General features: G+C 43.8%; 10 protein-coding genes. 2 read left to right on the top strand and 8 right to left on the bottom strand.

Features of this window, described 5'->3' with window-relative positions; genetic code table 11:
* Window positions 1–206 precede the first annotated feature (206 nt).
* Window positions 207–1,670: a sigma 54-interacting transcriptional regulator gene (locus L0P88_RS21210; RefSeq protein ID WP_247131878.1), complete on the bottom strand. Its 1,464-nt coding sequence runs from the start codon at window positions 1,668–1,670 to the stop codon at window positions 207–209.
* 71 nt (window positions 1,671–1,741) lie between these two features.
* Entirely contained in the window at window positions 1,742–2,917 is a 1,176-nt protein-coding gene (locus L0P88_RS21205; RefSeq protein ID WP_247131877.1) for a vWA domain-containing protein, read from the bottom strand.
* 178 nt (window positions 2,918–3,095) lie between these two features.
* Between L0P88_RS21205 and L0P88_RS21200 the strand changes: the two genes are divergently transcribed.
* Window positions 3,096–3,896 carry a DUF1853 family protein gene (locus tag L0P88_RS21200; protein WP_247131876.1) on the top strand — a complete coding sequence of 267 codons (801 nt, stop codon included), beginning with the start codon at window positions 3,096–3,098 and terminating at the stop codon, window positions 3,894–3,896.
* 52 nt (window positions 3,897–3,948) lie between these two features.
* Here the strand turns inward: L0P88_RS21200 and L0P88_RS21195 are convergent, their stop codons facing one another.
* The 4 genes from L0P88_RS21195 to L0P88_RS21180 all read right to left on the bottom strand — a co-directional run bounded on the left by L0P88_RS21195 (window position 3,949) and on the right by L0P88_RS21180 (window position 9,566).
* Entirely contained in the window at window positions 3,949–4,380 is a 432-nt protein-coding gene (locus tag L0P88_RS21195) for a hypothetical protein (protein ID WP_409557740.1), read from the bottom strand.
* Between the two features lie 499 nt (window positions 4,381–4,879).
* Complete coding sequence (locus L0P88_RS21190) at window positions 4,880–5,917, bottom strand: DUF4249 domain-containing protein (protein WP_247131874.1); 1,038 nt, start codon at window positions 5,915–5,917, stop codon at window positions 4,880–4,882.
* 3 nt (window positions 5,918–5,920) lie between these two features.
* Window positions 5,921–8,326 (bottom strand): TonB-dependent receptor, encoded by a 2,406-nt coding sequence (locus L0P88_RS21185; protein ID WP_247131873.1) that lies wholly within the window; start codon window positions 8,324–8,326, stop codon window positions 5,921–5,923.
* A 940-nt stretch (window positions 8,327–9,266) separates the two neighbouring features.
* Window positions 9,267–9,566, bottom strand: coding sequence for a GIY-YIG nuclease family protein (locus L0P88_RS21180; RefSeq protein WP_247131872.1), 300 nt, complete (start codon window positions 9,564–9,566; stop codon window positions 9,267–9,269).
* Between the two features lie 1,639 nt (window positions 9,567–11,205).
* Here L0P88_RS21180 and rraA point away from each other — a divergent pair.
* Window positions 11,206–11,685: a ribonuclease E activity regulator RraA gene (gene rraA, locus L0P88_RS21175; protein WP_247131871.1), complete on the top strand. Its 480-nt coding sequence runs from the start codon at window positions 11,206–11,208 to the stop codon at window positions 11,683–11,685.
* A 134-nt stretch (window positions 11,686–11,819) separates the two neighbouring features.
* Here the strand turns inward: rraA and L0P88_RS21170 are convergent, their stop codons facing one another.
* Both L0P88_RS21170 and L0P88_RS21165 read right to left on the bottom strand, forming a co-directional pair.
* A complete protein-coding gene (locus L0P88_RS21170) occupies window positions 11,820–12,695 on the bottom strand; it encodes a phosphatase PAP2 family protein (RefSeq protein ID WP_247131870.1) in 876 nt (291 codons plus the stop codon).
* A gap of 95 nt (window positions 12,696–12,790) precedes the next feature.
* A complete protein-coding gene (locus tag L0P88_RS21165) occupies window positions 12,791–13,120 on the bottom strand; it encodes an ArsR/SmtB family transcription factor (protein WP_247131869.1) in 330 nt (109 codons plus the stop codon).
* Window positions 13,121–13,607 lie beyond the last annotated feature (487 nt).

Below are 13,607 nucleotides of genomic sequence, written 5' to 3'. Positions count from 1 at the left end.
ACAAGAAAAAGACAAAATATGGGTGCAAAAGGTATTTTTGCAGCAAATTTTACGAACTGAAGACGAGTTCATAATATCCCATAACGAACGAAGGCCATTTCAACAGCATTCCACATGGTACGAGCCACGTGGAAATCCAATTTTTAGTGAGGATTCCCCATTGTCCCAGTCCTTATCGAGACCTTGTCGCCATGACAACCGTCTCCTTAAAGTCCGCTGATATAACTTCCGTAAAGATCTTTGAACTGCACCCCTTTTTCAAAGCGGTACTTGCTCAATTTTTTATGGGCCACCAGGCCCCACAGCAATAATTCCTTAAAAAAGTTCTGATCCGTTCCCGGAATATCCCCACCATAGTCTACGACCAATTGGTTCAACGGTCCAATGGAGTTCAGTTTTTGCTGGTAGGTGGCATCCGTGTCCTCATCCAATAATTCAAAACCTTCCTGATCAAAGAACCAGGCAATCAATTCATCATAGGGGGTTTCGGCATCCTTTTTTTCCAACTTGCTTATTTTCGGAAAGAATTTGGGAAATATGGACTTGATGGCTTCCTCCAATAGGGTTTCCGCCACAAAGTCGGCTCCCTCCTGTTCCCCCTCATAGACCAATTCAATCTTTCCTGTGATGGATGGGACCACGCCCATAAAATCACTTAATCGAATGCTTGTCTTCCCTTCTCCGGAGAGTAACATACGGCGTTCTGCAGCACTCAACAGGTTTTCAAAAGCGGTAATGCTCATACGGGCACTCACCCCACTTTTGACATCTACATATTCACTGTGGCGGGCTTCAAAACCAATTTGTTCCAATACGTCCATCGCCAAATCCGGCACATGGATATGTTCGGTCTGTCTGGCATCCAACTGCGCCTCTTGTTGGGTGATTCTTTTGGCCGTTTCCAAATTTTCTGGGTAATGCGTGAGAATTTGGGAGCCTATCCTGTCCTTTAACGGGGTAACAATACTCCCCCTATTGGTGTAATCTTCCGGATTCGCCGTAAAAACGAACTGTACGTCCAAAGGCAAACGCAGTTTAAAGCCACGAATCTGTACATCCCCTTCCTGCAGTATGTTGAACAAGGCTACTTGAATCCTTGCTTGAAGGTCGGGCAGTTCATTGATCACGAAGATGGATCGGTTGGCCCTTGGTATCATCCCAAAATGGATGACCCTATCATCGGCATAGCTCAACTTAAGGTTTGCCGCTTTAATGGGATCCACATCCCCTATCAAATCCGCCACCGTAACATCCGGGGTTGCCAGTTTTTCAAAGAAGCGTTCCTCCCTGTAAAGCCATGAGATGGGCGTGCTGTCCCCTTTTTCGTCCAACAGTTCCTTGGCATACCGACTCATCGGGTTAAAAGGGTCGTCATGAATTTCCGAACCTTCCACATAGGGAATGTATTCATCCAGTAAGTTGACCATTAAACGTGCCAGTCTTGTCTTGGCCTGCCCCCGGAGTCCCAATAAATTGATGTTGTGCCGTGATAAAATGGCCCTTTCCAACTCTGGAATTACCGAATTTTCATAGCCCCAAATCCCGGTGAACACATTTTCCCCGGCCTTGATCTTTTCCCGAAGGTTATTCCGCAATTCGTCTTTAATGCCTTTGGGTTGATACCCCGCCTTTTTAAGGTCGCCAAAAGTCTTGATGCTTTCTATTTTCATTTTTGTAGTTATTGGTTGTTCGGTTTTGGTTATTGGTGATTTTGGACCAACAACCATCAACAAACAACTAATTACTTAATCCTTTTTTTTCTATTGTTCTCGTAATCTTCAAAAATCATTTCCCCCAATCCTTTCAGTCCGGTATAGAAGGCCTTTCCACGATTCGCCTGGGTAAACTCCCGAATGAACTGCATGAGATAGGGGTCCTGGGCAATCATAAAAGTCGTAATGGGAATATGTAGCTTTCGTGCCTGGGCCGCCATGTGGTAGCATTTCTCCACGATATAATCATCCAATCCCACACTGTTCTTGTAATAGTCCCCATTGGGAAGCCGTAAACAACTGGGTTTCCCGTCCGTAATCATGAATATTTGCTTATTGGTGTTCCGTTTACGGCGAAGCATATCCATGGCCAGTTGGAGTCCGGCTACGGTATTGGTATGGTATGGCCCTACTTTTAAATAGGGCAGTTCCTTGATCGCTATGGGCCAGGCATCATTGCCAAAGACCAAAATATCCAGGGTATCCTTGGGATAGCGGGTAGTAATCAATTCCGCCAGGGCCATGGCGACCTTTTTGGCGGGGGTAATCCGATCCTCGCCGTACAAAATCATGCTATGGCTAATATCGATCATTAAGACCGTGCTCATTTGGGCTTTGAACTCCGTATCCTCTACGACCAGATCCCCTTCATCCAACGAGAAATTCCCAATACCGTGATTGATTTGTGCATTTTTCAAACTTTCAGTCATGGAAATTCGATCCAAGGCATCTCCAAAACGATATTCCCGGAACTCCCCGGAATGTTCGTCTCCCCGTCCCAGTTTGCCTGTTTTATGGTTTCCCGAGCCACTGCGTTTTATCTTACCAAAAATCTGGTCCAATGCGCGCTTGCGGAGCATTTGCTCCAATTTGGCCGTCATGCTGATTTTACTTCCGCGACCATTGCCTTCATCGCCTCCATCCCCTTCTTCACCTTGTTCTCCCATTTGTCCGCCACCATCTTCAAACTCTTCGCGGATATACCCTTTCCGTTTTAAATCCTCAATAAAGTCATCAATGGTGTAATCATCATCCGTAAGCTCGTATTCCTCATCCAATTGGTGCAGCCATTCAATGGCCTCATCAAAGTCACCCGAAGTGTGCGTGATGAGTTCCTGAAAAATCTCGAAAAGCTTTTCAAATGGAGAAAGATGGGGCGCTTCATAGGTAGTGAAGCGAAATCCTTTTTTCTGTTCCATAGCCATTTGTTAAAATTACGGCATATTTTACTTTATCAGTGGATTTTAGGAAAAGTTAACGTATCCGAAAGTTAAAAGAAACCCATACAAAGCACGAGGGGGAGGTTGATTTTATAAAACCCATTAGTTTACTTTTTACCTGATGCTTTAAAACTTCGGATTTTCATTTCTCTATTTTAGCGGGATGAATTCCATCCTACATGGTTTTTACCATACCCTACCACTTTGGACCAAGCAACAATTTGGGTTGACCCAATTCGATTTTCCGGAGATGGCCGTTGATGGGATTCCGGCAATTGACTTCCCCGAAAACCTCCGTTTGGGCCATCAAATGGAGTATGTATTCAAGCATTTGGTGGGTATGGCCCAAGATTACGAAGTTGTCCTATCCAATATACTTATTGATGAAGGGAAAACCCGAATTGGTGAATTGGACTTCATTCTCAAAAATACCAACACCCAAAAATACATCCACGTAGAACTCGCCTATAAATTCTATATCATCAACCCTGAAATTTCCGAACCAATTTACCGTTTAATGGGGCCGAACAGAAGGGATATGTTCCATACCAAACTGGACAAGCTCAAGGCAAAGCAGTTGCCACTACTCTTCCATAACGGTTTGGCACCCTATTGGGAAGCTTTGGGGATTGACCCCATCGAAACTGAACAACAATGCTGTTTTAAGGCCCAGCTTTTTGAACCCTATCGCGAAAACGTTTCCATCCGACCCTTGAATACCAGCTGCATTGTTGGGAAATGGCTCCGATTTGATGATTTCAATATGCCTGAATTCAGGCATTATCACTATTACATTCCCAGAAAACGGGAATGGGTGATCGTACCCCATGAAAATGTGGGTTGGAAGTCACATTATGAAACGGTATTGGACGTTAATCTAAGCATGGTCAAAGAAAATGCTCCCATGCTTTGGATAAGAAAGTCCACTGCGACAATTGAAAAAGTGTTTGTGGTTTGGTGGTGACAAAAAAACCTCCCGTTCCCGAGAGGCTTTCCCTATCAACCAACAACCTAACCTAACGTTTAAAAATATATCTCGTGATAAAAATGCCATTATCATCACCTTTCCCGGCGCTGCTCTCCACGGCACTGGTCACAAAGGTCAACTCCCATCCCTGGGAAATCATATCATTGATCATGGAGGTAATCACTGCGTCATTGGCAGCAATATTCTGAAAGCGGATACCCCCTAGGTTAAAGAAGTTCAACAGCTTGGTCTCTTCAAAGTTTTTGACCCTGATATCACCGCGCTTGGACTTGTTTCGGGTATTGTCCTCATCGGTCTGGACACTGGTATATTCCTTATAGTCCTTATCTTCCTGTGCATTGATGATTCGTGAACGACCCAGTCCACTGGAAACAATGGATTCCACGCTGGTGATGACTTTGTACTCTTGTGCATTAACACCAAAAAGGGTTACCATCCCTATAATTGCAGTTGTTAGCATTCGTTTCATTACTTTCTTTTTATGTTATGTCTTAAGGACAAATGGTATTTTTTAGGGTTGCACGAATGGCATATGAAATGGGATTTTTGAGAATTCTTTAACACCATCAAGCAATGGCTTTATTGGGCAGTCCCGATGCGCCCTCTTTAATACCTTTTGGTATAAAAATTATTGCGTATAACAAAAGTGCCGGGCGCTAGCAACCCGGCACTTCCACATCAAACCAACTTAAACCAAACCGTAAGTTTAAGTGTCTTTCAAGAGAAGGCGTATCGAGAACGAGGTTTTGGTATTGCACTTCCCGATACCCTCCCGAATACTCGGAATCACTCGAAGTGACACGTTTATAGTTTCATTATATCAAATCATGACTTTTTATTCGGCCCGTCAAACACTACCCTTCCCACGCCGTACTCCATACTGCATACTTAGTACTTCGCATTTCGTGTTTCGTATTTCGTACTTCATATTTCGTACTTCATATTTTTCAATTCTTCCTTCATTCGTCTTCCACAAAGGTGTAACTGGTTTTGACGACTTCGGTCAATCGGAAATACCCAAAAGGGTAGTTCTCCGAATTCGTTTCATTGATGCAATTGCCCTTTACGGCTACAGGTGTGGTTTCAAACAGTCCTTGTCCTCCCAATTGGTCGACTAAAATTTTGATGTAATCGTAGTAGGGCGTGGAAATACCATACATTTCAATATCCACAACATCCCCAGGCTCAAAAGGGAGCAGATCATCATCGTCATCATCAATCTCGTACCACCAATCAATTTCCCGGCCATTGACAAATTCATCTTCGGCCACTTCCAAATCGGGCAGTAGATCTCCTCGACGCTGAAACCGAAACAGGTAATTGTTTCCCTCTTCGGGGGGATCGGTGAACACGATATGTACCTCCAGGGCCTCATCATCAAAGCCTTCTTCACGATCCTGGAAAACATTGGTAATCTCCGTAACCGGGGTCATGGTTTCCCTGGCGGTGTAGACCTCACCTTCATGCTCAATTCTAAGGGAATAGGACTGCCCCAATATGGGTTCAAAGGTCGTAGTTTGGTAGGTACCATTGTTTTGGTCTGCAAAAACGAAGCGGGTCCCGTTGGTATCATTGGTGACCACTACGGAAGCTCCGGTAACATCGGTTGTGGTGCTGGTATCAAAAAATGGGGTCGATTTTCGCAATCGAATGGTCTGCACATTACCGGGCGTTCCCTTTTCCCAATCCAGGGAAGCCTCCACAACCAAGCGTTCAGGACCATTCTGTACTTCAACATCCACGACATCGGTACAGGCGGCTTGAATAACGAGTAGAAAAATACCCCCTAAAACTTTGAAGGCCATGGCACTGAACAAACCGTCAGTTCGAGTGTTTTCCTGTCGGGCTGAGCGCAGTCGAAGCCAAGGAAAGCGTATCGAGAACAAGGTTTGCAATTCCAAAATTCGCTTCTCGATACATCCCGCAATGCTGCGGGACACTTGAAGGGACGAATTTTGGCTACGTATACTCTGAATATATCCTTTTATACTGTTCATGTCTTAAAATTTAAAATTGTAAGTTATTGAGGGTACAATGCCGAAAATGGCCGTTCGGGTCGCTTCGTTGGCTCCGGTTTCCACGTTCTGACCAAAGGAAATTGCCGCTGCATTCTTTCTATGGTAAAGGTTATAGACACTCAGGACCCATTCGCCCTTAAAGCGTTTGTTCTGATATTTTCCAGGCTTGAAGGTCACCGAAGCATCCACTCGGTGGTAAGCCGGCAAGCGATCCGAATTTCTTGGGGCATAGCTCGCAATGGACAGATCTTCGTATTGGTACTGCCCATTGGGAAAAGTGACCGGTCTGCCTGTCTGGAAAATTAAATTGGCTCCAAAACTCCATTGGTCGTTCAACCGGTAGGCCCCCGAAACGGAAACGTCATGGGTGCGGTCAAAAAAGGTATTGTACCAGTCCCCATTGTTGATTCCCGGCCCCCCGGCACTTCCGCCGGGAGTGCGTTGCTCGGACTTGGAAAGCGTATAGGCTATCCATCCGGTTAAATCGCCTTCGTTCTTGCGAAGTAAGAGTTCCAGACCGTAAGCGCGCATCTCGCCATTCAGGATTTCCGTCTCAATGGTATTCTGACCGATCAGTTCCGATCCATCAATATAATCGATACGATTGTCCACGTTTTTATAATAGGCCTCCACTTCCAGGGAATAGGTCTTATCCAGGAAATTGCGGAAATAGCCCAGGGCATATTGATTGGACAATTGTGGTTCCACGAAGGGACCACTGGGTGTCCATACGTCCAAAGGGGTGACGGAGGAGGTATTGCTCAATAAATGAATGTACTGCGCTGCCCTTGAAAATCCGGCTTTTATGGAGGAGTCCTCATTTAAGAGGTAGGCCAGGGAGATCCGGGGTTCAAAATTGTCAAAGGTTTCTATGGCATCGCTTCTGGAAAAATTGGTTTCCCCGATGGCCTCACCCCGTTCATAGATGTCCAAAGCTTCATTGTATACCACAGGCTGCCCATTGGCGTATTCCGTAATAGGTTGTCCTCCCAATCGGGAAAAGGCACTATAGCGCAGCCCGTACTGCGCCGTCAATCGGTCCGTTAATTTATGTTCCGCATTGATATATACCCCACTTTCCAGGGCCCGCTTTTGATCCAGTTGCAATGGATTTACAGGAGAGCTATCGGAAGTGGGTTCCACCTGTCCGGGATCAAAATCGTAGTAGATGCCGTTGACCCCAAAGTCCAGTGCAAATCGGTCGTTCAAATAATACTTAAGATCATACTTCAAGTTGTAGTTGGTGATAGAGGATATCCATTCAAAATCGTCCTGATCAAAGTTCAATTCATAATCGTATCGACTGACAATGGCCGAAAGGTTGGAAAACAAACGGTCATTAAAAATATGGTTCCAACGCAGGTTTCCCGAACCATTGCCGTAGCTATTTTCAAAGATGCCTGCAAAATCAAAGGCATCCCGACCAAAATAACCGCTTAAAAACAGTTTGTTGTTCCGATTGATGCTGTAGTTGGTCTTCAGGTTCAAATCGTAAAAGGAAACACGGTTGTCCTCTCCAGCTGCGGCCAGAATCAAATCGACATAAGAGCGACGCCCGGCCACCAAAAAGGAACCTTTATCCCCGAAGATCGGACCCTCTGCGGTCAATCGGCTGGAGATGATCCCAATACCGCCGGTCATCGCAAAGTTTTTACTGTTCCCGTCTTTTTGTCTAATGTCCAGAACCGAGGAAACCCGACCTCCAAATCGCGCTGGAATACCGCCTTTATAGAGTTTTACATCTTTAATGGCATCGGCATTAAACACAGAAAAGAAACCAAACATATGGGAGGTATTGTAGATAATGGCCTCGTCCAGCAAGATCAGGTTTTGGTCCTGCGCCCCACCCCTTACGTGAAATCCTCCCGTTCCTTCGCCATTGTTGGACACCCCGGGCAGCAATTGGAGCGACTTTAAAACATCCACTTCGCCCAAAACCACCGGGGTTTGTTTTATGGTACCCACGCTCATTTTTACCACGCTCATTTCGGGCTTTCTGAGGATGGCCCGCTCAGGTTCCTCGGCAGTGACCACCACCTCATCCAGTGCGGTGGAGAATTCCGAAATCTCGATGTCCTGCTTCAAGTCCTGGTTTAAATTGATGTTGATATTTACGTCGTTATAGCCCATATACGAGATGTTCAGGACATATTCCCCCTCCGGAGCGGTAATGGAATAAAACCCATATTCATTGGTGACCCCACCAATGGTGGTGCCCACCAGGAATACGGAAGCCCCAAAAAGGGTCTCGCCATTGCTTTTGTCGGTAATGGTACCGCTAATGGTGTGACTGGTCTGGCCCATAGCCAAGGCACAGCCCAAAAAATAAAGCCACAGCAACCAAATAGTGGTTTTGATTGCCGGGCTTGCTGCTGATTTACTGCTCATGTTGTCGTTTTTTGATGGTTGAAACTTATTTTCACTAGCTAAGAGACAAGTCAAAAAACAGAGGGTTGCATGGAAGGGAATATTTAAGTTGTGATGATAGCGATAGCGCTTGAAAACATGTAAATGCCCCCCTTCCGCTCCATTGAAAACACTCGAAGTGACGCAACACAATCAATAATTAGAAAATTGAAAACAAGCCAACAATGTCAGTTCGAGTGTCCGACAAAGGAGGATGTATCGAGAACCATTGTAGCAGAAAGCTTCTCGATACGTTTTCAATTTCGCTTCCGCTCTATTGAAAACACTCGAAGTGACCTAATGGAGTTGATAATTATGAGATTTAATTTAAGCCAGCAATGTCAGTTCGAGTGTCCGACAAAGGAGGATGTATCGAGAACCATTGTAGCAGAAAAGCTTCCCGATACGTTTTCAATTTCGCTTCCGCTCTATTGAAAACACTCGAAGTGACCTAATGGAGTTGATAATTATGAGATTTAATTTAAGCCAGCAATGTCAGTTCGAGTGTCCGACGAAGGAGGATGTATCGAGAACCTGTGTAAAAGAAAGGCTTCTCGATACTTTTTCAATTTCGCTTCCGCTCTATTGAAAACACTCGAAGTGACCTAATGGAGTTGATAATTATGAGATTTAATTTAAGCCAGCAATGTCAGTTCGAGTGTCCGACAAAGGAGGATGTATCGAGAACCATTGTAGCAGAAAGCTTCTCGATACGTTTTCAATTTCGCTTCCGCTCCATTGAAAACACTCGAAGTGACGCAACACAATCAATAATTAGAAAATTGAAAACAAGTCAACACTGTCAGTTCGAGTGTCCGACGAAGGAGGACGTATCGAGAACTAGCGTACCAGAAAAGCTTCCCGATACGTTTTCAATTTCGCGGTCACTCAAATGAAAACACTCGAATTGACAAACTTGGAATTAATTCTCTTTCTTAAACTTTTTCTTGGCCAAATTGGGAAGCTGTTCAAAATCGCCTGAAATCATCGCTTTTTTCTTAGCTCTTGACCATCTCTTTATTTGTTTTTCCACTTCAATCGCTTTGGATGCTTCAGTGAATTCACAGAAAAAAACAAGACTTACAGGTCGTCTTGAAAAAGTATAACTATCGCGATGTTTCCCCATTTGATGTGCTTGTAAGCGACCTTGTAAATCTGACGTGATACCTGTATAAAAAGTGTTGTCCGAGCACTCAAGGATATAAACGAAGAATAATTTCACATACACAAAGATATGTCAGTTCGAGTGTCCGACGAAGGAGGACGTATCGAGAACCATTGTACCCGAAAGGCTTCTCGATACTTTTTCATTTTCGCTTCCGCTCCATTGAAAACACTCGAAGTGACCTAATGGAGTTGATAATTATGAGATTTAATTTAAGCCAGCAATGTCAGTTCGAGTGTCCGACAAAGGAGGACGTATCGAGAACCATTGTACCCGAAAGGCTTCTCGATACTTTTTCATTTTCGCTTCCGCTCCATTGAAAACACTCGAAGTGACCTAATGGAGTTGATAATTATGAGATTTAATTTAAGCCAGCAATGTCAGTTCGAGTGTCCGACAAAGGAGGATGTATCGAGAACCATTGTAGCAGAAAGCTTCTCGATACTTTTTCAATTTCGCGGTCACTCAAATGAAAACACTCGAAGTGACGCAATGGAGTTGATAATTATGAAATTTAATTTAAGCTAAAGTTGTCAGTTCGAGTGTCCGACGAAGGAGTATGTATCGAGAACCATTGTACCCGAAAGGCTTCTCGATACTTTTTCAATTTCGCTTCCGCTCTATTGAAAACACTCGAAGTGACCTAATGGAGTTGATAATTATGAGATTTAATTTAAGCCAGCAATGTCAGTTCGAGTGTCCGACAAAGGAGGATGTATCGAGAACCATTGTAGCAGAAAGCTTCTCGATACGTTTTCAATTTCGCTTCCGCTCTATTGAAAACACTCGAAGTGACCTAATGGAGTTGATAATTATGAGATTTAATTTAAGCCAGCAATAGTCAGTTCGAGTGTCCGACAAAGGAGGATGTATCGAGAACCATTGTACCCGAAAGGCTTCTCGATACGTTTTCAATTTCGCGGTCACTCAAATGAAAACACTCGAAGTGACGCAATGGAGTTGATAATTATGAAATTTAATTTAAGCTAAAATTGTCAGTTCGAGTGTCCGACAAAGGAGGATGTATCGAGAACCATTGTACCCGAAAGGCTTCTCGATACTTTTTCAATTTCGCTTCCGCTCCATTGAAAACACTCGAAGTGACGCAATGGAGTTGATAATTATAAATATTTAATTTAAGCCAACAATGTCAGTTCGAGTGTCCGACAAAGGAGGATGTATCGAGAACCATTGTAAAAGAAAGCTTCTCGATACTTTTTCAATTTCGCGGTCACTCAAATGAAAACACTCGAAGTGACGCAATGGAGTTGATAATTATGAAATTTGATTTAAGCCAACATTGTCAGTTCGAGTGTCCGACAAAGGAGGATGTATCGAGAACCATTGTAGCAGAAAGCTTCTCGATACGTTTTCAATTTCGCTTCCGCTCCATTGAAAACACTCGAAGTGACGCAATGGAGTTGATAATTATAAATATTTAATTTAAGCCAACATTGTCAGTTCGAGTGTCCGACAAAGGAGGACGTATCGAGAACCATTGTACCCGAAAGGCTTCCCGATACTTTTTCAATTTCGCTTCCGCTGCATTGAAAACACTCTAAGTGACTTTGAAGTAAAATTTTAAATGACAATCACCATAGCCATCGGAAACAAATATCAGATTTCATTGGCTAACTTTATGGTGATATTGGGCACAATTAAAAACAAACTCTATTTGAGATAAGATAAAACCAAAATGAAGATAGTTACAGCAGATTTATGGGATGAACATACGACAGCACTAAAGGTGTTACCACTGGAGTTGCAGAATTATGGGGGGAAAACGGCTTTTTGCGGGGAAATTGTCACGCTGAAAGTATACGAGGACAATTCCTATGTAAGGAAAACACTGGAGGAAAACGGAAACGGAAAAGTGCTGGTAGTTGATGGCGGTGGTTCCAAAAGATGTGCGCTGGTGGGGGATAATATCGCCTCGTTGGCCAATGAAAATGGCTGGGAAGGTATTATTATTTATGGTTGTATTCGGGACTCCAAAGTAATAAAAACCATGGATGTGGGAATCAAAGCCATAGGCACCTGTCCTGTAAAAAGCAGAAAGCAAAACATTGGGTCCAAAGGGGAAACACTTCTAATCGAAGGAACCGAAATCGTTCCAGGAAACTATATCTATTCCGATGAAGATGGCATTTTGCTTTCGACCGAAAAACTATTGTGATATGTGTGTGCAAAACATGATAACCTACAAGTAGTTTAAGAAAGTTAAATATATACAAGGGATATCCTTCAGATGAAAGCACTAAAATCAGTCAAATTAAAATAGAACGACCGTCCGACAAAAACTAAACTATTTTACCTCCACTCCCCCTTTGCCGCTTTTAAATCGCCCTGAAACTTGGGATTGGACCACATGGCGGTCAACATGCCATGCGCCAATACCCGGGCCGCTTCTTCATCACTGGGATAGTGAATGCCCATAATTTCCCGGGACTCCCCTATTTCATAGGCCAGGTCCAAAAACTGTTCTCTTTTGTGCGGTACCAACTCACTCCATGTAAAAGCCTGGATATAGGCCCATAAGGTATGTCCACTGGCAAAGGAGGGGGAACCCATAATGGCCAGAGGTTGTAGTTTGGGTTCCAGCACATACGGTCGGGCGCGCAATAGATGGTATTTTACGGTAAACTCCATGATACGCATGTCTTTGGTCACTCCCTGTAAGAGTTTAAATGTAGCCGGGTAGTTGGCTGCGGTACATCCTTCGCCCAGCACTTCCCTACCCTCAAACATCAGGTCCCTTACATTTTTATTATAGCGTTCATGGTCTTTTTTGATATCCATATGCGGCCAGTAGCCTACAGGAGCCAAAACCTGGGATGCCCGTTTTTCCTGTGCTGGGGTCCGCTTTGCTTGCCATGCCAATAAAAATTCCAATTCGGCCTGAGTCTGGTTGGAACTGTTCGCAGGAAAAGCAACGCTATTTTTTAATTCCTCAACCTGTTCGGTGGTCAAGTAGGCCGGAGCCATCAGGATATAGGAAAGGGATACCGAACGGTATTCATTTGGCATAAATGACTTTTTGTCCAGTTCACTGCGTTCCGCATTGGGGGTGGCATCCAGTTGTTGCAATTCCAGATAATGATTTTTGGCGGGTTCCAAGTGGTGGAGGGATTGAGAGCGTAGCTCGGCACTTACTACCAGAAGTAAAAGAAGCATTGCTTTTTGCATGGGAAATCTGTTTTGAAATAATAAATCGCCTATTTACGATATACGAATTTAAAAATAACAATTGAGGTACCATGAATTCATACGTTAAATTGTTGCTAATTTAGGGAGTCCAAGGTCTTGGCAAACTTTTCCAGCAGCCCATAGTTCATATCGTAGTGGGTAAACTTATCATGTCGTTCGGTGAGAAATAATCCCGCTTCCTTTAAAATTTTGACATGCTGCGAAATGGTGGACTGTGAATAGTTGAACATCTCCACCAAATCCTTGTTACAGGTGATATTGTCAACACCTTTCCCCTGGTTCTTTCCCGATAGGTAACGTACCAGGGCCACCCGAACGGGATGTGCCAATGCATTGGCAATTTTTGCCACCTCATGGTCCGTTTCATTAATGTATTTGCTGGAGATTTCGGTACGTATGCGCATCACTCATCGTTTATCACAAATGTACGATAAAAGGTCCTGGTAGGAACCTTTGACCCTTCACCATTAACCTCCCACTTTCAACTTCGTACTTCTAATTTCCTACTCTTAACTCTTAACTTCTAACCCTTAACCTCCAACCTCCCACTTCTAACTTCTAACTTCCAACTTCCAACTTTTAACTTTTAACCTCCAATCCCTGACTTTCAACTACACCCCCCTAGCTTCGTACCTCTAACTTCATACATCTAACTTCCAACCTCGTCCCTCTAACTTCGTACTTCTAACTTCGTACTTCTAACTTCGTACTTCTAACTTCGTACTTCTAACTTCCAACTTTTAACTTTTAACCTCCAATCCCTGACTTTCAACTACATCCCCCTAGCTTCGTACCTCTAACTTCTTACATCTAACTTCCAACCTCGTCCCTCTAACTTCGTACTTCTAACCTCGTCCCTCTAACTTCGTACTTCTAACTTTTAACTCTTAA

Origin of the sequence: Muricauda sp. SCSIO 64092 (genome assembly GCF_023016285.1) — a bacterium.
Lineage (GTDB): Bacteria > Bacteroidota > Bacteroidia > Flavobacteriales > Flavobacteriaceae > Croceivirga.
Note: the sequence above shows the minus strand (reverse complement) of the source record. Positions and strands in the feature narration are given on the sequence as shown.

Coding starts and splice junctions, on each gene's coding strand:
- L0P88_RS21210 (WP_247131878.1), bottom strand. CDS start 1,670: ATGAAAATAGAAAGCATCAAGACTTTTGGCGACCTTAAAAAGGCGGGG.
- L0P88_RS21205 (WP_247131877.1), bottom strand. CDS start 2,917: ATGGCTATGGAACAGAAAAAAGGATTTCGCTTCACTACCTATGAAGCG.
- L0P88_RS21200 (WP_247131876.1), top strand. CDS start 3,096: ATGAATTCCATCCTACATGGTTTTTACCATACCCTACCACTTTGGACC.
- L0P88_RS21195 (WP_409557740.1), bottom strand. CDS start 4,380: ATGCTAACAACTGCAATTATAGGGATGGTAACCCTTTTTGGTGTTAAT.
- L0P88_RS21190 (WP_247131874.1), bottom strand. CDS start 5,917: ATGAACAGTATAAAAGGATATATTCAGAGTATACGTAGCCAAAATTCG.
- L0P88_RS21185 (WP_247131873.1), bottom strand. CDS start 8,326: ATGAGCAGTAAATCAGCAGCAAGCCCGGCAATCAAAACCACTATTTGG.
- rraA (WP_247131871.1), top strand. CDS start 11,206: ATGAAGATAGTTACAGCAGATTTATGGGATGAACATACGACAGCACTA.
- L0P88_RS21170 (WP_247131870.1), bottom strand. CDS start 12,695: ATGCAAAAAGCAATGCTTCTTTTACTTCTGGTAGTAAGTGCCGAGCTA.
- L0P88_RS21165 (WP_247131869.1), bottom strand. CDS start 13,120: ATGCGCATACGTACCGAAATCTCCAGCAAATACATTAATGAAACGGAC.